General features: G+C 43.0%; 23 protein-coding genes. 1 reads left to right on the top strand and 22 read right to left on the bottom strand.

What is annotated here, in order from left to right:
* Positions 1–28: 28 nt before the first annotated feature.
* From panC to glyA, 12 genes are all read right to left on the bottom strand, one after another.
* The gene (gene panC, locus BM232_RS10550) at positions 29–883 is read right to left on the bottom strand and encodes a pantoate--beta-alanine ligase (RefSeq protein ID WP_091714417.1); all 855 of its coding nucleotides are present in this window, start codon (positions 881–883) and stop codon (positions 29–31) included.
* Positions 883–1,677, bottom strand: coding sequence for a 3-methyl-2-oxobutanoate hydroxymethyltransferase (panB, locus tag BM232_RS10545; protein ID WP_091714415.1), 795 nt, complete (start codon positions 1,675–1,677; stop codon positions 883–885). The genes panC and panB overlap by 1 nt, the downstream gene beginning before the upstream one ends.
* Positions 1,678–1,679: 2 nt before the next feature.
* Positions 1,680–2,339 carry a deoxynucleoside kinase gene (locus BM232_RS10540; protein ID WP_091714413.1) on the bottom strand — a complete coding sequence of 220 codons (660 nt, stop codon included), beginning with the start codon at positions 2,337–2,339 and terminating at the stop codon, positions 1,680–1,682.
* A complete protein-coding gene (folK, locus tag BM232_RS10535) occupies positions 2,339–2,824 on the bottom strand; it encodes a 2-amino-4-hydroxy-6-hydroxymethyldihydropteridine diphosphokinase (protein ID WP_091714410.1) in 486 nt (161 codons plus the stop codon). The genes BM232_RS10540 and folK overlap by 1 nt, the downstream gene beginning before the upstream one ends.
* Positions 2,824–4,188: a polynucleotide adenylyltransferase PcnB gene (pcnB, locus tag BM232_RS10530; RefSeq protein WP_091714407.1), complete on the bottom strand. Its 1,365-nt coding sequence runs from the start codon at positions 4,186–4,188 to the stop codon at positions 2,824–2,826. Before pcnB ends, folK begins: the two co-directional genes overlap by 1 nt.
* Before the next feature lie 55 nt (positions 4,189–4,243).
* Positions 4,244–4,819 carry a ribonuclease HII gene (gene rnhB / locus BM232_RS10525; protein WP_091714405.1) on the bottom strand — a complete coding sequence of 192 codons (576 nt, stop codon included), beginning with the start codon at positions 4,817–4,819 and terminating at the stop codon, positions 4,244–4,246.
* The gene (gene lpxB, locus BM232_RS10520; protein WP_091714402.1) at positions 4,816–5,958 is read right to left on the bottom strand and encodes a lipid-A-disaccharide synthase; all 1,143 of its coding nucleotides are present in this window, start codon (positions 5,956–5,958) and stop codon (positions 4,816–4,818) included. The genes rnhB and lpxB overlap by 4 nt, the downstream gene beginning before the upstream one ends.
* A gap of 2 nt (positions 5,959–5,960) precedes the next feature.
* Positions 5,961–7,082, bottom strand: coding sequence for a bifunctional 3,4-dihydroxy-2-butanone-4-phosphate synthase/GTP cyclohydrolase II (ribBA, locus tag BM232_RS10515; protein WP_091714400.1), 1,122 nt, complete (start codon positions 7,080–7,082; stop codon positions 5,961–5,963).
* Between the two features lie 20 nt (positions 7,083–7,102).
* Positions 7,103–7,723 carry a riboflavin synthase gene (locus tag BM232_RS10510; protein ID WP_091714398.1) on the bottom strand — a complete coding sequence of 207 codons (621 nt, stop codon included), beginning with the start codon at positions 7,721–7,723 and terminating at the stop codon, positions 7,103–7,105.
* Positions 7,724–7,726: 3 nt separating this feature from the next.
* A complete protein-coding gene (ribD, locus tag BM232_RS10505) occupies positions 7,727–8,833 on the bottom strand; it encodes a bifunctional diaminohydroxyphosphoribosylaminopyrimidine deaminase/5-amino-6-(5-phosphoribosylamino)uracil reductase RibD (RefSeq protein WP_091714395.1) in 1,107 nt (368 codons plus the stop codon).
* 108 nt (positions 8,834–8,941) lie between these two features.
* Positions 8,942–9,412 carry a transcriptional regulator NrdR gene (gene nrdR / locus BM232_RS10500; protein ID WP_091714393.1) on the bottom strand — a complete coding sequence of 157 codons (471 nt, stop codon included), beginning with the start codon at positions 9,410–9,412 and terminating at the stop codon, positions 8,942–8,944.
* A 14-nt stretch (positions 9,413–9,426) separates the two neighbouring features.
* Positions 9,427–10,680: a serine hydroxymethyltransferase gene (glyA, locus tag BM232_RS10495; protein ID WP_218153333.1), complete on the bottom strand. Its 1,254-nt coding sequence runs from the start codon at positions 10,678–10,680 to the stop codon at positions 9,427–9,429.
* 109 nt (positions 10,681–10,789) lie between these two features.
* On the opposite strand from glyA, the gene BM232_RS10490 reads away from it, so the two are divergent.
* Positions 10,790–11,653: an NAD(P)-dependent oxidoreductase gene (locus BM232_RS10490; protein ID WP_091714387.1), complete on the top strand. Its 864-nt coding sequence runs from the start codon at positions 10,790–10,792 to the stop codon at positions 11,651–11,653.
* 35 nt (positions 11,654–11,688) lie between these two features.
* Here BM232_RS10490 and BM232_RS10485 read toward each other — a convergent pair whose 3' ends face one another.
* The 10 genes from BM232_RS10485 to BM232_RS14975 all read right to left on the bottom strand — a co-directional run.
* The gene (locus tag BM232_RS10485) at positions 11,689–12,984 is read right to left on the bottom strand and encodes an adenylosuccinate synthase (RefSeq protein WP_091714385.1); all 1,296 of its coding nucleotides are present in this window, start codon (positions 12,982–12,984) and stop codon (positions 11,689–11,691) included.
* A complete protein-coding gene (locus BM232_RS10480; protein WP_091714382.1) occupies positions 12,977–14,167 on the bottom strand; it encodes an ATP phosphoribosyltransferase regulatory subunit in 1,191 nt (396 codons plus the stop codon). The genes BM232_RS10485 and BM232_RS10480 overlap by 8 nt, the downstream gene beginning before the upstream one ends.
* A 6-nt stretch (positions 14,168–14,173) precedes the next feature.
* Positions 14,174–14,371: a DUF2065 domain-containing protein gene (locus BM232_RS10475; RefSeq protein WP_091714379.1), complete on the bottom strand. Its 198-nt coding sequence runs from the start codon at positions 14,369–14,371 to the stop codon at positions 14,174–14,176.
* Positions 14,368–15,240, bottom strand: a complete 873-nt coding sequence (gene hflC / locus BM232_RS10470) for a protease modulator HflC (protein ID WP_091714377.1) — start codon at positions 15,238–15,240, stop codon at positions 14,368–14,370. Before hflC ends, BM232_RS10475 begins: the two co-directional genes overlap by 4 nt.
* Positions 15,241–16,437, bottom strand: coding sequence for an FtsH protease activity modulator HflK (hflK, locus tag BM232_RS10465; RefSeq protein WP_091714376.1), 1,197 nt, complete (start codon positions 16,435–16,437; stop codon positions 15,241–15,243).
* Positions 16,438–16,524: 87 nt separating this feature from the next.
* A complete protein-coding gene (hflX, locus tag BM232_RS10460; RefSeq protein WP_091714375.1) occupies positions 16,525–17,670 on the bottom strand; it encodes a ribosome rescue GTPase HflX in 1,146 nt (381 codons plus the stop codon).
* A 10-nt stretch (positions 17,671–17,680) separates the two neighbouring features.
* Positions 17,681–17,905 carry an RNA chaperone Hfq gene (gene hfq / locus BM232_RS10455; protein ID WP_007144701.1) on the bottom strand — a complete coding sequence of 75 codons (225 nt, stop codon included), beginning with the start codon at positions 17,903–17,905 and terminating at the stop codon, positions 17,681–17,683.
* Between the two features lie 70 nt (positions 17,906–17,975).
* Positions 17,976–18,896 (bottom strand): tRNA (adenosine(37)-N6)-dimethylallyltransferase MiaA, encoded by a 921-nt coding sequence (gene miaA / locus BM232_RS10450; RefSeq protein WP_218153332.1) that lies wholly within the window; start codon positions 18,894–18,896, stop codon positions 17,976–17,978.
* Between the two features lie 33 nt (positions 18,897–18,929).
* Positions 18,930–20,189 carry a transcription termination factor Rho gene (gene rho, locus BM232_RS10445; RefSeq protein ID WP_091714373.1) on the bottom strand — a complete coding sequence of 420 codons (1,260 nt, stop codon included), beginning with the start codon at positions 20,187–20,189 and terminating at the stop codon, positions 18,930–18,932.
* 264 nt (positions 20,190–20,453) lie between these two features.
* The coding region (locus BM232_RS14975) for a hypothetical protein (RefSeq protein WP_218153331.1) at positions 20,454–20,650 on the bottom strand (197 nt) is incomplete at its 5' end.

Here is a 20,650-nt window from a genome sequence, read left to right as displayed (position 1 = left end):
GCTTGATATTATCGCTTTTTAAGAAAAATCAGGCAAGGTCGCAAGCGATATTATCTATTAATCGTACGCTTCCCAGTAGGGCAGCCGCAAGAATACGAAGTTGTTTGTCATCTGCACTGGCAAGTTCTAAATCTTCTGCGCGGCGAATATCTACATACTCAGGTTCTAAACCCGCTTTTTGTAACTGTTGTTTCGCTTGTGTACACAATAAAGAAAAGTCAGTCTCGCCCTGCTCTTCAATCGCTTGTTTAGTTGCCAGCAGTGTTTTGTATAAAAATGGTGCCTGAACTAATTGTTTTTGGCTTAACAAAGTGTTCCTGGAACTCATCGCCAGCCCACTATCCTGACGTTTTGTTGGTACGCCAATGACATCCACCGTTAAGTTCAAATCAGTGACCAGCTTCTTAATTAACATTAACTGCTGGTAGTCTTTCTCACCAAAAATCGCAATATCCGGCTGAACCATATTGAATAATTTCGTCACAACGGTTGCGACACCATCAAAATGGCCAGGACGACCTTTACCACATAATTTATCATCAAACCCGGGCACAATAACTTTTGTTAGCGATGCCATCCCATTCGGATACATCATTTCTTCAGTTGGCGTGAAAATCAACTCACAATCAAGTTCACTCAGTAATTGCACATCATCACTCAATGTGCGCGGATAATTGGATAAATCCTGTTCATCATTAAACTGTAATGGATTGACAAAAATACTCACTACAACCCTATCGGCCAGTTCACGGGCCTTTTGTACTAAAGACAAATGACCTTCATGCAGGTTGCCCATGGTAGGGACAAAAGCAATGACTTCATTTTGCTGACGCCAGCTTTTAATACGTGTTTTTAAAGCACTCAGGTTTTCTGCAATCGCCATTAGAATTGCTGCTCCGAATTAGGAAATGCGCCAGATTTAACCGCGCTCACATATAACTCAATGGCTGTCTGAATAGAGCCTGTATCTGCTAAGAAGTCATGGCTGAATCTTGGTCGTTTGCCAGGCGTTAACCCCAACATGTCATACACCACCAGCACTTGGCCGTCACAGTCACTACCAGCACCAATTCCGATCACCGGAATATCCAGCTGTTTGGTAATGACGGCTCCCAGCGTTGCAGGCACGCATTCCAACACCAGCATGTCGGCACCGGCTTCTTGCAAACTAATCGCATCAGCAATCAGTTCTTCAGCCGCTTCTGTCTCACGGCCTTGCACAATATACCCACCTAAGCGATGAACCGACTGCGGTAATAAGCCTAAATGTCCACAGACAGGAATACCACGTGCCGTGAGCTGTTTCACTGTTTCGGTGATGACAGCACCACCTTCCAGTTTGACCATTTGCGCACCACCTTCAGCCATCAGCCGAGCAGCGTTTTTGATAGCTTGCTCTGGGTTGGCATAACTCATAAATGGCATATCGGCGATGACAAATAATTTATCGCTGCCACGGATAACATTGGCTGTGTGATAAATAATATCGTCAACACTGACGGGGACAGTACTTTCCTGCCCCTGGATGACCATGCCTAGCGAATCACCTACCAGAAGTACATCCACACCAGCTTTTTCAAGTGCATAGCTGAAGCTGGCATCATAGGCTGTTAAAACAGCAATTTTTTCCTGCGCCACTTTCATTTGACGCAGATGTTTAAGGCTAATTCGGCTCATGATTATTTCTTCTCTGAGACGGGCAAGGGATTGTAATAATGACGACCACTTTGAATATTACAGATCTGTTCCAGTAATTGCAGATAGTCCTGATCACCATTCACCAGATCGATCTGCTCTGCATTCACAATTAAAAGTGGTGATGCATCGTAGTAATGGAAAAAATCGGCGTAAGTGTCAGCTAGACGTTTCAGATAACCTTCTTCCACGTGTTGCTCATAACTGATACCACGCTGAGCAATACGCGACTTCAACACCGGTAATGATGCTTGCAGATAAATAACTAAATCCGGTGTTCTATGATGTAAGGTCAAATTATCATAGACCATGTTATATAAAGCTAACTCATCGTCATCCAAGGAAATTTGAGCAAATAACTTATCTTTTTCCACCATAAAATCAGCAATATGCAGATCGTTAAATAAATCATCCTGATTTAACGATTTACCTAACTTGACCCGTTGCATTAAAAAACTCAACTGTGTGGGTAAAGCAGACTGTTTTGGGTAAAGATAAAACTTTTCTAAAAACGGATTTTGCTCAGGTTGCTCAAGTAAAACCGAACCAGAAAAACTCTCGGCCAACCGTTTCACTAAATGGGTCTTACCCACGCCAATCGGTCCTTCAACCACAATATAACGATGTGTTAGCGAGTGATTCATTATTTATGCATTTCCACTTTTCTCAATCCATCCAAAGGACAATTTTGCTTTATCGTTGCTAAATCACCTTTACCAGGAATAGTGATATCAGCAGCAATTTCAGCTAATGGGTACACCACAAAAGCACGTTCTGTTAAGCCCGGATGTGGCACTTTTAATCTTTCATCATCAATTATCAGATTAGAATAAAGCAAAATATCTAGATCCAGCGTACGCTCACCCCAATGTCGCTTTTTTATTCTTCCGTGCTTTTGTTCGAGTTTTTGCAGGTTATCAAGCAATAGATGTGGCGGCAATGCTGTATCGACTTCCACCACCGCATTGACATAATCAGGCTGGTCCTGAGGCCCCATTGGCGGGCTATGATAAAGCGATGATTGGCTCAGCAGATGAGTGTCATCCAGATTTTTTATATCAGCAATCGCTGTCAGAATTTGTGTTTGCGGGTCATCTAAATTACTGCCCAGTCCGATAAACACCCGCATTAATTCTGTTCCGTTTTTTTAGCTGAAGGCCGACGTCGGCGACGACGGCGAGGCTTTTTCACACTGGCTTCGTTACCAAGAGAATCAACCATGGCTTGTTGCTGTGTTGCTGTTTCAGTCTGAAACTTTGTCCACCATTCGACGGGTTCGGCCAGCGGTTCCCCTGCGTCTGCCCTAAGTGCTAAAAAGTCATAGGCTGCACGAAATTTTGGATGTAACAACGTTTTGAATGCTCTTTTACCCTGACGTTTTAACAATCGTGGTTGTAAAGTCCATATATCACGAGTGACTAAACTGTAACGTTTTGGAATAGCAACACGTTGGATTTGCTCACCAATAATCTCGGATGAAGCTCGTTGCATCGCTGGAATTTCTGGCATACCGTTGGTCATCAGCAATACGGTACGTTGTCTTACAGGTTCCCATAAAATCGCTGCGAATAAAAATGCCGGAGTGACAGGTTTATTGGCAGAGATACGGATGTCCGTGTTTTCTAATGCTTTCATCAGCATCGTTCTTGGATAACCATCTTGTTCTTCATGTAGCAAAGCAGCAGTTTGTGGATAAAGATGTTCAAACAGACCGTAATGGCAGAGTAAATCATGTGTCATGGCGGCCTGGCCACTTAGATACAGTTTAAGTGTTTCATCAAACAGTCGTGCCGGTGGGATATCTCTAATCAAATGAGCCCAGTCAAAAATACCCTGCTCAGTCTCTTTATCCAGTTTTAAGCCAAGCTTAGCCAAAAAGCGACAGGCTCTCAGCATACGGACAGGATCTTCCCGATAGCGTGTTTCAACGTCCCCAATCAAACGAATCAGGCCAGCATTAAGATCAGCCATACCACCCGTGTAGTCAATAATCGAGAAGTCTCTGATATTGTAATAAAGGGCATTAATAGTAAAGTCGCGGCGCCAGGCATCTTGCTCTAATGTGCCGAAGACATTGTCCTGCATGATACGGCCTTGGGTATCAACATGCTGTTTGGCTTCTGGAGGAGCACGGAAGGTAGCTACCTCAATAACTTCACGTCCAAACCTGACATGCACCAGCTTAAATCGCCGACCAATCAATTGGCTACGTTTAAACAAGCTATGCACTTGTTCCGGAGATGCATTAGTGGCGACATCAAAATCTTTCGGCTCATATCCAAGCAATAAATCACGAACACAACCACCGACCAAGTAAGCTTCATAGCCCCCCTCTTTCAAGGTATACAGTACCTTGAGTGCGTGTTGACTAATCTGTTTACGCGAAATCGTGTGTTCGCTACGAGGGATAATTAACGGTTCACGCGCTTGTTGCGGATTTTGACCGTTTTTGCCTCTCACCAATTTGTTGAAGATTTTATTTAACGACAGCATAAGTTTTGAATAATACCATGCTCATTAACATTTCTATGATTTATATAATTGAGCATCATGATGATAAGGCAGACCGGACCGGGCCAAATGAGCGTCGGTGTATATCTGTTACACCTAGAGTAAGAAGTGCTTGTTGATGCTGCTTGGTTGGATAACCTTTATGCTGTGCAAAACCATAGCCAGGATACACCTCATCCAGTGCCACCATTTCCTGGTCGCGAGCCACTTTAGCTAAAATTGAAGCTGCAGCGATGGCGGGCTCAGACTGATCACCTTTGATAATGGTGGTGACAGGACAATTAAGTTTGGGGGCATGAATGCCATCGACAAGCACATGTTCTGGCACGACAGATAAAGCTTCAACCGCTCTTTTCATAGCAAGTAAACTCGCCTGTAAGATATTAAGCTCATCAATCTCATCTGGCTCTGCTCTACCCATAGCCCACGCCAGTGCGTGCTGTTTAATAAGTGGAACCAACATTTCTCTTCGCTTTTCCGTGAGCTTTTTTGAATCTGCCAGACCGAGTATAGGGTTTTGTGGATCAAGAATGACGGCTGCTGTCACAACAGGGCCGGCTAAAGGACCACGCCCGACCTCATCTACTCCGGCAACATAAATAGTATCTATCATGACGATTTACTATCAATAAATGAGATAACCGCTTTAGCTGCATTGTCTGCACCACCAGAAGGGCCTAATGCTGTAAGCACTTGCTGTTGAACAGATTCAGCATGGTGTTTGGCATCAGCTGCAGTTAAAAAGTACAGCACTCTTGGCGCTAACTCTGCCACCGACACCTGTTTTTGTAATAGCTCAGTGACGATATTTTTTCCAGTCACGATATTACATAAACCAACATAGGGAATTTTCACCAGTCGTTTAAGAATATGATAGGTCAATGGTGCAACACGGTAAGTAATTAAATGAGGGATGCCTAGCAAAGCAATTTCTAAAGTCACGGTACCTGATGCAGCGACAATCGCATCACAACTGCGAATGACATCATAAAACTCACCGGAAATGACTTCCACTTTTACCGCGGTTTCTGACAAAAATGGCTCAATCAATGTCCAATCCAATCCAGGTGCCAACGGTAAGATAACCTGAACAGAGCTGTCACGCTGTTGAATATGCTCGGCGGTCGCTAACATCACCGGTAGTAATGCTTGCACCTCACTCCGACGACTGCCCGGGAACAAACCTAACACGGGTGCTTTGGCATTAAGTGAAAAATGCGACTTTGCCTGCTCAGGAGTCAACGCTGAATGAACGGCATCCACCAAGGGATGACCAACACATTTCACAGGCACATTGGCTTTTTCATAAAGTGACTGCTCAAAAGGAAACAGCACCAACATCAAATCAACGTAGCGCTTTATGGCTTTAATCCGGCCAGAGCGCCAGGCCCATATTTTGGGACTGATGTAGTAAATAACCGGAATACCCAGCTCATGGGCTTTTTTAGCTAGTTTTAGATTAAACCCCGGATAGTCGACTAAAATTAAGGCATCAGGTTTATTTGAAGCTAAATGCTCGACGGTTTTATCAAAGATGGCTTTGATATGAGAATAGCGTTTTATGACCTCAACCAGCCCCATCACAGCAAGCTCAGCAAAATCAGTGACAATATCAACGCCAGCGTCGCGCATGGTATCACCACCGATACCGGAAACAACGATATCAGGCCGGTGATGTTTTAAGGCTTTTAACATTCTGCCGGCATGGGCATCGCCAGAAGCCTCACCTGCCACTACAAATAATTCAGGCATGCTTACTCAGTCTCGTCAGCTTCCAGATAACCAGCTAACTCAAGTCCAAACCCTGAGACACCTGTTAACTTCGTCGGCGTGCCCATCACGCGCATTTTCTTCACGCCTAATGCTGACAGAATTTGTGCGCCAACCCCAAATGTACGTAAATCCCAGCCGCCTTTTACCGGTAAAGGACTTTCATCGAGATCTTCGCGCTCATAACGGGCAATTTTAGCGGCTAGTTGTTTATTCTGTGCAGGTAGTCGCAATACAACTAAAACCCCTTTGCCAGTTTCTTGTATTTTTTTCAGCACCTGATGCACTGGCCAATGTGGCGTTTCTCTAATTGAGCCTAAGATATCACTAAGTGGATCAGCCATATGCACACGTACCAGCGTTTCCTCATCAGCTTCAATATCACCATATGTTAAGGCCAGGTGTACTTGAGAATTCACTGAATCCTGGAAGCTGAAAAGCTGGAAGTCGCCATATTCTGTAGGAAACTGGCATTGAGATAATTTTTCGACTGTCATTTCATTTTCAAGTCGGTAACTTATCAGGTCAGCAATCGTACCAATTTTCAGATTATGGGTTTGAGCAAACGTCTCTAAGTCTGGACGTCTGGCCATACTGCCATCATCATTTAATATTTCGACAATCACTGCGGCTGGGGATAAGCCTGCAAGCTGCGCTAAATCACAGCCAGCTTCAGTATGACCAGCACGTGTTAACACACCACCCGGCTGCGCTTTTAATGGAAAAATATGGCCTGGTTGAACCAAATCTTCAGGGCTTGAAGCAGGATCAACAGCGACTTGCACAGTCAATGCACGATCGGCAGCTGAAATACCAGTTGTTACCCCTTCAGCGGCTTCGATTGATACAGTAAAATTAGTTGAATATGGCGTCTGGTTATCACTGACCATTAAAGGTAAGCGTAATTCACGACAACGGTTTTCTGTTAGCGTCAGGCAAATCAGGCCACGGCCAAAGCGTGCCATAAAATTGATCGCTTCTGGCGTTACTTTTTCTGCAGCCATAATGAGGTCGCCCTCATTTTCACGATCTTCATCATCCATGATGATAACCATTTTCCCCTGTCTCAGATCCTCGATAATCTCTTCTGTGCTATTAAGTTGCATATTTGACGTATAACCGTATTTTACTGTGTATCGTTCATAACACCTGACGTCTGGCCAGGTAATAAACGTTCTAAATAGCGGGCAATCAAGTCAACTTCTAAATTAACCATAGTGCCGGCTTTATATTCTTTAATAATGGTTTCCTGCATGGTATGCGGAATGATATTGATTTCAAACCAGCCTGGCCCTACTTCATTTACAGTTAGACTGACTCCATCTATAGAAATAGAACCCTTTTCAGCAATATATCGTTCCAGATTAGCAGGCACTTCAATGCGAAACTGAACAGAGCGTGCTGATGGTGTCAGTTGTAAGACCTTACCTAAACCATCCACATGGCCACTGACCATATGTCCACCAAGACGATCGCCGACAGCCAGTGCTTTTTCAAGGTTAACCGACGACCCTGCTGTAATTTGTGAAAGTGCTGTGCGTTCAAGACTTTCTTTGGACACATCAAAACTGACATGAGATTCATCTAATTCAACAACGGTTAGACAAACCCCATTAATAGCAATACTGTCCCCGAGACTGACATCCGATAGGTCTAATTTCTGAGTAGCTACTTTTAGTCTCATGTCGCCACCACTTGGAGCAACAGAGGTGACCTGGCCAATCGCCGCTATAATACCGGTAAACATGGATTAAGATTCCTCGCTATATATAGGTTTTGCAGTGATACGCCAATCTTGCCCCACTGCACGAATATCATCGATTTCTAAAGAAATATTCTGAGCCATAGACACCATATCAGGTAAATGAAAGACGCCACGAGCCATATCACCCATGATTTTAGGTGCCATATAAATAATTAACTCATCAATTAGGCCCGCTTTCAATAAAGCGCCATTCAAAACACCACCGGCCTCTACCATTAACTCATTTATTTCACGCTGAGCTAAAACAGCCATTAATGCATTCAAATCAATATTATTATCAGACGAAGGCAGGACCAGACATTCAGCCGCATCGGTTACAGCAATATCTTTCGCCGTAATCACCAACACTTTACCTTCTTTAAGAATTTGAGCATCTGCGGGCAAGCGCCCTTCACTATCAACCACAATTTTAAGTGGTTGTCTGACTTTCTGTCCGGAAGGATACCAATTGTCATCTGACTGAGAAAATCGCACATTCATCTGCGGATCATCGGCAAGTACTGTACCAATACCTGTCATGATGGCTGAACTACGTGCACGCAGTTTTTGTACATCAAGTCTGGCCATCGGTCCGGTTATCCATTTACTTTCGCCAGAAGCCATTGCTGTGCGACCATCAAGACTCATAGCGACTTTACTTCTTATATATGGCCGCCCATAGCGCATACGATGCGAAAAACCTGGATTAAGCTTCTCAGACTCTGAACTTAACAGCTTGGTATGAACTTCAATACCTGCCTCTCGCAAGCGGTGTATGCCGGAGCCAGACACAACAGGATTCGGATCCGTCATCGCAATAAAGACACGCTTGACTCCCGCATTAACTAAGGCATCAGCACAGGGAGGAGTTCGTCCATAATGACTGCACGGTTCAAGAGTAACGTAACAATCAGCACCTTTGGCATTATCTCCAGCCTGGTGAAGTGCATTCACTTCAGCGTGACCTTCACCCGCCCGCTGATGCCAGCCTTCGCCAACAATCTCATTATCTTTGACAATGACACAGCCAACGCGAGGATTGGGATCAGTGGTATAAAGCCCGTGCTTGGCAAGTTCTATGGCTCTAGCCATATAAAATTCAGCAGAAGCCATGATTGATTCTCTTTATTTGAAACAAATAGCGATTAACAGTCATCATAACGAAATTTATAGCACTGAGTATCAGTTGGAGGAAGATATCAGTGCCGATGAACATGTTTATTATTTATCATCCGCTTCAGATTTATTTTCCATTCGCTCGATTTCTTCACGAAAGGCATTCACGTCCTGAAAACTTCGATAAACCGAAGCAAAACGGACATAGGCGACTTCATCTAACTCACGAAGTGCATCCATTACCCAGTCACCGACTAAGCGACTATCTACTTCCCGTTCCCCAGTTGCCCACAGTCGACGAGTAATGGTTTTAACTGCGCTATCAACCGCATCAATGCTGACGGGTCTTTTTTCCAGTGCTCGCATAAAACCTGCACGTAATTTATTTTCATCAAATAACTCACGAGAGCGATCACGTTTGATAAGTCGTGGCAGACTTAATTCGGCTGTTTCGTAAGTGGTGAAGCGTTCATTACACTCCACACACATACGACGCCGGCGGATGGCATCGCCCTCCGCCGACAGTCGGGAATCGACAACTTTAGAATCATCTGCACCACAAAAGGGACAGCGCATAGTGTTACCGAAGCTTAAGAGTAAACAGGCAAACGATCACAAACAGCCTTAACTTTGCTCTTAACATCGTTAATGACTTGCTCACTGCCTGCCGCATCAATCACATCACACATCCAGTTTGCCAGATCGCGACACTCTTCTTCTTTAAAACCTCGTGTTGTCACAGCAGGTGTACCAACACGGATACCTGATGTCACAAAAGGTGATTGAGGATCATTAGGAACCGCGTTTTTATTGACGGTAATATGAGCAGCACCTAACCAGGCATCGACATCTTTACCAGTCAGGCCCGCTTCAATAAAGCTCACTAAGAATAAGTGGTCATCGGTACCGTTTGAAACAACATCATAACCACGCGTCATAAACACATCAGCCATAACACGAGCGTTTTTAATCACTTGTTCCTGATACGTTTTGAACTCTGGCAACATCGCTTCTTTAAATGCAATCGCTTTAGCTGCAATGACATGCATTAAAGGACCACCTTGAAAGCCAGGGAATACAGCAGAGTTCAGTTTTTTCTCAATTTCAGGATTCGCTTTGGCCAGAATCAAGCCGCCACGTGGACCACGTAATGTTTTATGCGTTGTTGTCGTTGTGACATCAGCAATTTGCACTGGGTTAGGATATAGTCCTGCGGCAACCAGCCCTGCTACGTGGGCCATATCAACCAGTAAATAAGCACCGACCGCATCAGCTATATCACGAAAACGTTGCCAATCAACTACGCGAGAATAAGCTGAAAAACCAGCCACAATCATTTTTGGCTGATGTTCTTTAGCTAGACGCTCTACTTCGTCATAATCAATTTCACCGGTTTCAGCATTCAAACCATATGAAACTGAGTTATAGATTTTTCCTGAAGCACTGACTTTAGCACCGTGTGTCAGATGGCCACCATGAGCCAGACTCATGCCTAAAATGGTGTCACCAGCTTGTAGTAAAGCGAGATAAACCGCTGCGTTAGCTTGGGAACCAGAATGTGGTTGCACATTGGCATAATCCGCACCAAATAATTCTTTAGCACGTTCGATAGCAATGGCTTCTACTGTGTCAACATGTTCACAACCACCGTAATAACGTTTGCCCGGATAACCTTCAGCATATTTATTAGTTAAAGATGAGCCCTGAGCTTCCATTACACGAGGGCTTGTATAATTTTCTGAAGCGATCAGTTCAATATGATCTTCTTGACGTTTATCTTCCGCAGCGATTGCATTGAACACGTCATCGTCAAAGCCAGCGATGGTCATGTTTTTCTTGTACACAGTATTCCCCTGTATCTACTGTAAAATGGGACATTATTCTATCTCACAACGTCGCTGGCATCTATGGCATAGTGACAGTTTTATTCGCATAAGGATTAAATCATAGCTTATGAAAATAGGATTAATAGGAACAGGCCTGATGGGGCAAGCCCTATCACATCACTTATTAGCAGAGAATCAACCCCTCGTCGTCTTCAATCGCAGCTTAGAAAAGTGTGATGAGTTAAAAGCCAGAGGTGCCGCTGTAGCGACATCTGCGCAAGCACTGATTGAGCAATCTGATATTTGTTTGCTTTTCTTAAGTGATGCAAAAGCTATTAGCTCTGTCCTGGATGATATTGATAACTCAGCCTTTGAAGACTGTCTCATCATTCAAATGGCCACAATTGCACCTGAAGAGTCGCGCACACTTGCCAATCAAGTGAGGGCAACAGGAGGTCGATATCTTGAATGTCCAGTGCTAGGCAGCCTACCAGAAGCAGGCAGTGGCAAATTAATTTTAATGGCTGCAGGTGAAAAATCTGACTTTAATACTGCATTACCCTTACTTGAGCTCATTGGCCATGAACCACAATACATAGGTGATATTGGACAAGGTGCTACTGTCAAACTTGCTATGAATCAGTTAATTGCCGGACTGACAGCCAGTTTTGCATTGAGTTTAGCCTTAGTGGAAAAAGAAGGCATTGCCACTGAGCAGTTTATGAAAATCGTTCGTGACAGTGCGCTCTACGCACCGACTTTCGATAAGAAACTGACACGTATGGTTGATCGAGATTTCTCCGAACCTAACTTCCCAACCAAACATCTGGCAAAAGACACGCGTCTTTTCTTGTCTGTGGCTAACGAACTTGGCTTGGACACAAGTGCACTCAAAGGTATTGAGTCACTTCTACAAAAGACACTGGATATGGGGCTGGACAATACAGATTATTCAGCATTGATGGCAGCTGTTTCGCCCAAAGAATCATAATAAAAAAAGCCCTCGTTTGAGGGCTTTTTTTACATCTAGACTTCGAATAAATCTCGTCTGATAATTGTTTCCCGGCGGTCAGGGCCGGTTGAAATTATATCAATCGGTACCCCGGCAAGGCTCTCAACCTTTTCAATATAGGCACGTGCATTTTCAGGCAGTTCTTCATATTGAGTGATGCCCAAGGTAGATTCTTTCCAGCCTGGCATGTCGATATAGACAGGTTTACAACCGTCAAACTCATCTGCACTTAAAGGCAGGATATCGACTGGTTGCCCATTTTTTTCATAAGCAACACACAAACGAATCGTTTCAATGCCATCCAGAACATCTAATTTGGTCAGGCATAATCCCGTTATACTGTTGATCCAGCTAGCGCGGTTTAATGCCACCATATCTAACCAACCACAACGGCGATCACGCCCCGTTGTCGCACCTTTTTCCATACCTTTTTCTGCCAGGTATTTACCCGTTTCATCAAAAAGCTCAGAAGGAAATGGGCCGCCGCCAACACGTGTTGCATAGGCTTTTGTGATGCCCAAAACATAATCAATGTGACAAGGACCTACACCAGAACCGGTTGCACTGCCTCCGGCTGTGGTATTAGAAGAAGTCACATAAGGGTATGTACCATGATCAATATCAAGTAATGCACCCTGTGCACCCTCAAACATCACATTGTCACCTGCTTTATGATATGCCTGCAGCATTGCGGGGATATCAGCAATTAGCGGGATTAATACATCACGCATGGCTAATGTATCTTTTAGTACTTTTTCATAACTGACAGGTTCAACCTGATAGTAATTAATCAGTGAGAAATTATGAAATTCCATGACTTCCTTTAACTTCTCAGCAAAGGATTTTTCATTCATCAAATCACCGACACGCAGACCACGACGGCCCACTTTGTCTTCGTATGCTGGACCAATACCACGGCCAGTCGTACCGATAGCCGCTTTTCCTAGGCGCAGTTCACGCGCTTGGTCTAGCGCAATATGGTAAGGCAGGATAAGTGGGCAGGCAGCGCTGATTTTCAGACGTTCGCGAACAGGGATACCGTTTGACTCTAACTCATTCATTTCTTTCAGAAGAGCTTCAGGACAGACGACTACACCATTACCGATCAAACATTGAACGTTCTCACGAAGAATGCCTGATGGAATAAGGTGTAAGACTGTTTTTTTACCGTCAATCACCAAGGTATGACCCGCATTATGGCCACCTTGAAAACGAACAACAGCGGAAACATTATCCGTCAGTAAATCAACTAATTTACCTTTACCTTCATCGCCCCACTGGGAGCCAATTACAACAATATTTTTAGCCACGAGTTTGTGTTCCTGTTTCAGTCACTTGCCAGTGACCATCTAGTTTTACCAATGTGTGTGTAGTTGGAGTTTCAGAACCAGGGAATTGATAAATAACCACTTTACCTGATTCACGTAATGTTTTGACAGCAGTATGCAGGCTTGTATCTTCAGACCATTGCACACCAATTGTTTCTTGGTGAAGTTTTTGAGTTGGAAGTTCAGTGACCAACTTTTTCAAATCAAGACTAAAGCCGGTGGCTGGTTGCGCCAAACCAAAAGCTTCGCCGATATCATCATAACGCCCACCTGCTGCTATCGCATGCGATGAGTTAGGTTTATAGGCTGCAAAAACAACACCTGTGTGATAGTGATAGCCGCGTAATTCAGCTAGATCAAAATTAATAGCAATATCTGGAAGTCTTTGAGTCAGCGCGTTTGCTATTTGTTCAAGTGTCGTTAAGGCATCTTGAACCGATTGTGGTGCTTTATTTAATACTTTCTTAGCACGCTCTAGTACAGATTGATCACCATTGAGTTCAGAGAGTTCTTGTAACATCTGCTTTGCATCTGCGCTGATGTCATAAGCTTGCAGCAAGGCGTTTATTTCTGCTGAAGCTTTTCGCTGTAACGCAGAAAATAATTCTTGCTCCTGACTATCTGTTAACTGGGCAAACTCAGCTAAACCTCTATAAACACCAACATGACCGATATCTAATGCCATCTTTGAAACAGCACCGGAAACATTGAGTAATGCCACCATCAGTTCAATACTTTCAATATCGCTTTCAGGTCCGGCATGTCCATATATTTCAGCGCCAAGTTGGATAGGATTCCTGGCGCCATCCAATCCAGTTGGTAAGGTGTGGAGCACGCTTCCGATATAGCACAGTCTGAGAATATCAGCTTCATTACGCAGTTTATGTGCTGCAATTCTGGCAACTTGAGGTGTCATATCAGCACGAATACCCAACATTCTTCCAGACATTTGATCTGTTAGTTTGAAGGTTTGTATATCGAGTGTTTTAGCGGTACCCGTTAGTAAAGAGTCCAGATACTCTACTAGTGGTGGAACAACTAACTGGTAGCCCCAACTTCGCATGAAGTCAACCAGGGTTCGGTGCATTTTCTCAAGTTGTGCCGCTTCTTGAGGCATGAGTTCATCGATACCTTCGGGTAACAGCCAACTCTCTTTGATAGTCATTATGAGTTAATTTATCCAGTACAAAAAAATCAAACCTGTAAACATACTTATCAAGCCAATCATACGAATTTGTCTATCATTCATGCTTACAGTTTGTAATAACGCACGTTTAAACATAGTTGGATTAAGAAACGGCATTATGCCCTCAATAATGAGGACTAATGCCGTTGCAATCAATAAACTATGAATGAATTCTTGGTTCACTTCTCAGGCAATTCAACGTCGTTAAATCGCTTGAAAAAATCACCTTTAGGTTCAATAACCAGCATATCATCACTATTAAAGATGTTTTTATAGGCTGATAAGCGGCGATAAAGAGAATAAAACGCTTCATTTTTGCCATATGCTTTCGCATAAATGTCAGTCGCTTTTGCATCACCTTCACCACGTAATTCTTCTGCCTGGCGTTTAGCTTCAGCAATGATTACGGCGCGTTGACGGTCAGCATCAGAACGAATCTTTTCGGCTTCTTCTGCACCCTGAGAACGTAGTTCTTTTGCTACACGTTCACGCTCAGCTTCCATACGGGTATACACAGAGGAACTGACTTCTGGAGGTAAGTCGATACGTTTAATACGAACATTGGAAATTGAGATACCAAAGCCCTCAGCAACCCGATTAGCTTCTTTCAAAATATCTTGAACCATTGCAACACGATCACCAGATACCACTTGCTGAATCGTTTTGCGACCAAACTCGGCTCTTAAGCCATCTTTGATGATTTGAGAAAGTCTTGATGCAGCACGGTCTTCGTCACCACCCATTGATCTGAAATAAGTTGCAACATCACTTATCCGCCAAATGATGAATGAATCGACGATTACATTCTTTTTCTCACCAGTCAGATATCTGGCTGGTGGTGCATCAAGTGCCATTTCACGTCCATCAAATTTACGTACTTCCGTGATAAAAGGCGCTTTAAAATGAATACCAGGCTTAAAATCAGCCTTCTCAATTTGCCCTAAGCGTAATAGCAGTACTTTTTGGCGTTCATCAACAACAAAGACAGATGATGAAAGAGTAACAACCACAACGGCGAGCAAAATTAAAATCAATGTTAACCGAGAACTCATTTAGCGACCTCCTCTGCTACGAGCGTCATCGCTTGATGAACTTTTATTAGAAGATGAACTAGAAGTTGAGGTTGAAGACGGATAATTAAAACTATCCAAATCTAATTGTGTTGGGTTACCACGTCGACTCATTCTATCCAATGGTAGATACAGCACATTACTGCCACCATTTTTCACATCAACCATAACTTTTTGGCTTTTTGAGTAAACTGATTCCATAGTATCCAGATAGAGTCTTTCTGCAGTGATATCCGGCGCTTTATCGTATTCAGTCACGACTTGGCTAAAGCGACTTGCATCACCTTCAGCTTTTGCAATGATTTGACTCTTGTATGCTTCCGCTTCCTGCACAATTCTAAATGCTTTACCACGTGCTTTTGGCAGCACATCATTTGAGTATGCTTCCGCCTGATTTTTCTGACGCACTTCATCTTCACGAGCTTTAACAACATCAGCAAAGGCTGCTTGAACTTGCTCAGGTGGTTGCACGTCTTGCATATTCACACTAGTGACTAATAACCCCATTTCATGGGCATCTAACATTGTTTGCAATAACTGCTCAGTACTATTGGCAATCGCGCTACGGCCTTCAGTTAAAACGAAATCCATATTAGAACGGCCTACTGTTTCACGAACAGCACTCTCCATCATCTGACGAAGAATCACATCAGGATTTCTAACATTGAAAAGATACTTAGGCGCATCCTGAACACGATATTGCACAGCAATTTTCAAATCGATAATGTTTTCATCTTTCGTCAACATTAATGATTCAGAATGAATGGTGCCACCACCTCGGCTTCCACCACTGCGATAGCCAATTTCAGCAGTACGAATTTCTTCAACATTCACCACTTCAACTTTCTCAATCGGGCTAGGTAAATGCCAGTGAGGACCAGGCATTGTCGTTGTCTCGTATTGACCAAAGCGAAGAACGACACCACGTTCTGCCGGATCAACGATATAAATACCTGATGCAATCCAAACGAGTATGGCGATTACGGCAATTAGTCCAAAACCGAAAAAACCACCTCGGCCTGAAGAATTATTCCCATTGTTATTATTTCCGTTACCACCAAAAATGCCACCTAATTTACGTTGCATATTTCGGATAACTTCGTCTAAATCAGGTGGCCCATCATTGCCACGATTACCCCACGGGTCTTTATCACCGTTTCCGGGTTCATTCCAAGCCATGTAGCTCTCCAAATTGATAAAACAGAGAATTTACTTCAAACAAGCCTATTTTACGGACATGGTAACTATAAGCAACCAAAACCGTATCTAAGCTTCGACATATTCTGAAAATGATTCTTCTGGAAAATATTCTTGTAAGGCTTCTCGCAACAGATCTAATCCTTCACCCGTTTTTGCAGATAACCAAATGCGATGAATATTTCCCTCATCATCTCTTTCAATTCGCGGTGAAATATCTTCAACATTGTCTATTTTGTTATAGACAATTAACTGTCTTACTTCATCCGCTTCGATTTGTTTTAAAACTTCATTTACGTGATGAATAAGATCATCACGATCATTAGCGCCACAATCAACTACGTGTAGCAATAACTCCGCATCACGGGTTTCTTCGAGAGTTGAGCTGAATGATTCAACAAGATCATGCGGTAAATCACGGATAAACCCAACTGTATCAGCCAAGATAAGCAGTTCAGTATCATGTAATTTAACTCGACGCAAAGTAGGATCAAGCGTAGCGAATAACCTGTCATCAGCATAGACTTTTGCAGACGTTATTTTGTTGAACAACGTCGATTTACCCATGTTTGTATAACCGACGAGAGAAACAACTGGTACGCCTCCACGTTGGCGAGAACGCCGACCTTGTTCACGTTGAGACTGAACTTTTCCTAATCGTTTTTTTAGCGACTTTATTCGCTGCCCTAATAAACGACGATCCGTTTCCAGCTGCGTTTCACCTGGCCCACGTAAACCAATCCCACCTTTTTGTCTTTCAAGGTGAGTCCAACCTCGTACTAGTCGTGTTGACAAGTGTTGAAGTTGAGCGAGCTCAACTTGTAGCTTACCTTCATGTGAACGCGCTCTTCTTGCAAAAATATCAAGAATTAAGCCTGTACGTCCTAATACCCGACATTTTAATTTTTGTTCAAGATTACGTTCCTGACTAGGTGATAATTCATGATTAAAGATCACTAAGGCTGCATCGGCAGCCATAACGTGTTCAGCGATCTCATCCACCTTTCCGCTACCAGCGAAGAACTTGGGATCCGGACGATGACGTTTACCTTGAATTATTGCAGCAATCTTTGCACCTGTTGACCCAACTAATTCTATAAACTCTTGTTGAGAGTCATCATAGTCAGAATCATTAAAATTCAGATGAACCAAGACAACAGCTTCTTTTTCTGATGAATCATCAAAAGCTGTTTGAATATCCGGCCGATCAAACAATCAAAAGCTCCTATTCTTCGTGATTAATATTAACATTACGAGCCGGAACAATCGTTGAAATAGCGTGTTTATACACCATTTGATTGACCGAGTTTTTGAGTAAGATGACAAACTGATCAAACGAATCAATCTGACCTTGTAATTTAATACCGTTAACTAAATAAATAGAAACAGGAATATTTTCTTTCCGTAACGCATTCAAGAAAGGATCTTGAAGAGTCTGTGCTTTTGCCATCATTCACTCCATATATTGTTATTATTTTAAACTGCCTGAATGACTCATTCTAAAAGCCTTAACAGAATCGTCAAGCATTATTCATCAACTGTGGAACCTGCTCGATAAGATATTGATTGACTTCATCAACAGGTAATCCATCACTACTGTCAAACCAGACACCATCATTTTGAGCGCGCAACCACGTGAGTTGTCGTTTAGCCATCTGACGTGTAGCGACAATAGCACGAAAAATAAACTCATCGTACTCGTAGTTTCCGTCTAAATAAGACCATGCCTGACGATAACCGACCGCACGTATTGACGGTAAGTTCATATGACAGTCATCACGCTGATACAATTTCTTTACTTCATCAATAAATCCATTAGCCACCATCTTCTGATAACGCTCTGCGATTCGATTATGCAAGACCGATCTTTTGAATGGTGAAATAATGACTTTAGAAATATTGTAAGCTAGGCTGTCATGTTCATTTTGCGTTAGCTCAGTTAACGTTTTACCTGATAACTCGAAAACCTCAAGTGCTCGTTGCAAACGTTGCGGATCATTAATGTGAATTCGCTCAGCAGAAACAGGATCTATTTTTTTTAACCTATCATGCAAAGCTTCACGGCCCAGCTCGCGCATTTCAATATCTAGTTTTTCTCTGACCTGACTATTAGCAGGCGGCAAATCAGCAATGCCATACTGAAGCGTTTTAAAATATAGCATTGTGCCACCAACAAGTAATGGCACCTTTCCTCTTGAGGTTATATCCGCCATAATACGAAGTGCATCATCTCGGAACTGACCTGCAGAGTATGTATCTGATGGCTCTGCGATATCAACCAAATAATGAGGATATTTTTTTAATATCTCTGCATTCGGTTTGGCTGTTCCGATATCCATTCCTCTATAGACAAGGGCTGAGTCCACACTGATAATTTCAACTGGATATCTCGTTGCAAGCTCTAGAGCAAGGTCAGTTTTCCCTGCTGCAGTAGGCCCCATGATAAATATGGCAGGTGGAAGCACAGAGAGCGTTTACCCCTGTTTCATTGAATCGAAAAATTCAACATTTGTTTTTGTTGATTTTAATCTATCCATTAAGAATTCCATTGCTTCTACCGGTTCCATTTGAGCAATGATCTTTCTCAGAATCCACAGTTTTTGCAGATCTTCTTCGGTTGTCAGCAACTCTTCGCGACGTGTACCTGAACGTGTGACATTAATAGCTGGGTACATACGACGATCAGCCAATTTACGTTCAAGTAATACTTCCATATTACCAGTACCTTTGAACTCCTCGAAAATGACTTCATCCATACGTGAGCCAGTTTCTATCAAGGCAGTAGCAATAATTGTCAGGCTGCCGCCCTCTTCAATGTTTCTAGCCGCACCAAAAAAGCGTTTTGGTCTTTGTAGAGCATTGGCATCAACACCACCTGTCAAGACTTTACCGGACGATGGAGCTACAGTATTGTAGGCTCTGGCAAGACGGGTAATTGAATCAAGCAAGATGACAACATCGTGTTTATGTTCAACAAGACGTTTTGCCTTTTCGATAACCATCTCAGCAACTTGTACATGGCGTGTGGCAGGTTCATCGAAAGTACTTGAAACCACTTCACCACGGACTGAGCGCTGCATTTCAGTTACTTCTTCAGGTCGCTCATCAATTAATAGAACAATTAAGTCACTATCTGGATAGTTTGTTGCAATTGATTGTGCAATTGATTGCATGATCATAGTCTTACCGGACTTTGGTGGGGCCACGATAAGTCCACGTTGTCCTTTACCAAGTGGTGATGCAAGATCAATGACACGTGCAGTTAGGTCTTCGGTACTGCCGTTACCGCGCTCTAAAGTAAAACGCTCGTTCGGAAATAATGGTGTTAGATTTTCAAAAGGGACTTTATTGCGGGACTTATCAGGCTTTTCGTAATTGATTTCTTCGACTTTGACTAAAGCAAAATAACGCTCGCTATCTTTCGGTGGTCGGATTTTACCTTTAATCGTATCGCCGGTTCTTAAGTGAAATCGTCGAATCTGACTTGGTGATACGTAAACATCGTCAGGTCCAGCTACATAAGAATCTTCCGGTGACCTTAGAAAACCGAAACCGTCTGGTAACAGTTCTAATACACCGGTCGTGACAACATCTTCGCCCTGTTTAGAATGAGCTTTGACTATCGCGAATATAAGTTCTTGTTTTCGGTTTCTTGCTAAGCCCTCAAGATTCATGGAGAGAGCGAGTTCCATTAATTCAGCAGCTGACTGCTTTTTCAGTTCTGTCAGATTCATGTATTACCTAAGAATGGGATTTTTATATAGAAATGCCTTGAAACACATCGATTGATGAGTTGAATTGTCTTAATTTTGGAGGGGGTTTTAAAAACTGGAACCAAGAATAACAGCTATAAACCGTCGCGTCTAGTTTTATATATAAAATATTCTATTGGCTCAAAGATTGTTTTGTATAAATCAGCTAAAGCAAGTGCGTAATTAAGCATAATACCGGTCCATAAATACAGGCCGCCACAATAATGGACTTAGCTTAAGGTGATATTAAGAAGTGCTTTTTCTGCTCAAGGATGGACGGATGCCATCAATGCAGGAGCCATTGGCGGTCATATGGGGTGTTAACACGCTCAAAAAAGTCTCTGTATAAACCTGACAGGCAATAAAAAAGCCCGACTCATTCGAATCGGGCTTTTCTATTATATTAAAGCCTGGCAGTGACCTACTTTCACATGGGAACTCCC

Source organism: Methylophaga sulfidovorans, from assembly GCF_900114205.1.
Lineage (GTDB): Bacteria > Pseudomonadota > Gammaproteobacteria > Nitrosococcales > Methylophagaceae > Methylophaga > Methylophaga sulfidovorans.
This window is presented reverse-complemented; position numbering and strand designations above follow the sequence as displayed.

Excerpts from the sequence above, each read along its gene's own strand:
- lpxB (WP_091714402.1), bottom strand. The coding sequence starts at position 5,958 with ATGCCTGAATTATTTGTAGTGGCAGGTGAGGCTTCTGGCGATGCCCAT.
- BM232_RS10490 (WP_091714387.1), top strand. The coding sequence starts at position 10,790 with ATGAAAATAGGATTAATAGGAACAGGCCTGATGGGGCAAGCCCTATCA.
- pcnB (WP_091714407.1), bottom strand. The coding sequence starts at position 4,188 with ATGCTGTCGTTAAATAAAATCTTCAACAAATTGGTGAGAGGCAAAAAC.
- hfq (WP_007144701.1), bottom strand. The coding sequence starts at position 17,905 with ATGGCAAAAGCACAGACTCTTCAAGATCCTTTCTTGAATGCGTTACGG.
- nrdR (WP_091714393.1), bottom strand. The coding sequence starts at position 9,412 with ATGCGCTGTCCCTTTTGTGGTGCAGATGATTCTAAAGTTGTCGATTCC.
- folK (WP_091714410.1), bottom strand. The coding sequence starts at position 2,824 with ATGCGGGTGTTTATCGGACTGGGCAGTAATTTAGATGACCCGCAAACA.
- rho (WP_091714373.1), bottom strand. The coding sequence starts at position 20,189 with ATGAATCTGACAGAACTGAAAAAGCAGTCAGCTGCTGAATTAATGGAA.
- BM232_RS10480 (WP_091714382.1), bottom strand. The coding sequence starts at position 14,167 with ATGACTATCAAAGAGAGTTGGCTGTTACCCGAAGGTATCGATGAACTC.
- BM232_RS10540 (WP_091714413.1), bottom strand. The coding sequence starts at position 2,339 with ATGAATCACTCGCTAACACATCGTTATATTGTGGTTGAAGGACCGATT.
- ribD (WP_091714395.1), bottom strand. The coding sequence starts at position 8,833 with ATGGCTTCTGCTGAATTTTATATGGCTAGAGCCATAGAACTTGCCAAG.
- hflK (WP_091714376.1), bottom strand. The coding sequence starts at position 16,437 with ATGGCTTGGAATGAACCCGGAAACGGTGATAAAGACCCGTGGGGTAAT.
- panB (WP_091714415.1), bottom strand. The coding sequence starts at position 1,677 with ATGAGCCGAATTAGCCTTAAACATCTGCGTCAAATGAAAGTGGCGCAG.
- ribBA (WP_091714400.1), bottom strand. The coding sequence starts at position 7,082 with ATGCAACTTAATAGCACAGAAGAGATTATCGAGGATCTGAGACAGGGG.
- hflC (WP_091714377.1), bottom strand. The coding sequence starts at position 15,240 with ATGAGTTCTCGGTTAACATTGATTTTAATTTTGCTCGCCGTTGTGGTT.
- miaA (WP_218153332.1), bottom strand. The coding sequence starts at position 18,896 with ATGGGGCCTACTGCAGCAGGGAAAACTGACCTTGCTCTAGAGCTTGCA.
- BM232_RS10510 (WP_091714398.1), bottom strand. The coding sequence starts at position 7,723 with ATGTTTACCGGTATTATAGCGGCGATTGGCCAGGTCACCTCTGTTGCT.
- panC (WP_091714417.1), bottom strand. The coding sequence starts at position 883 with ATGGCGATTGCAGAAAACCTGAGTGCTTTAAAAACACGTATTAAAAGC.
- rnhB (WP_091714405.1), bottom strand. The coding sequence starts at position 4,819 with ATGATAGATACTATTTATGTTGCCGGAGTAGATGAGGTCGGGCGTGGT.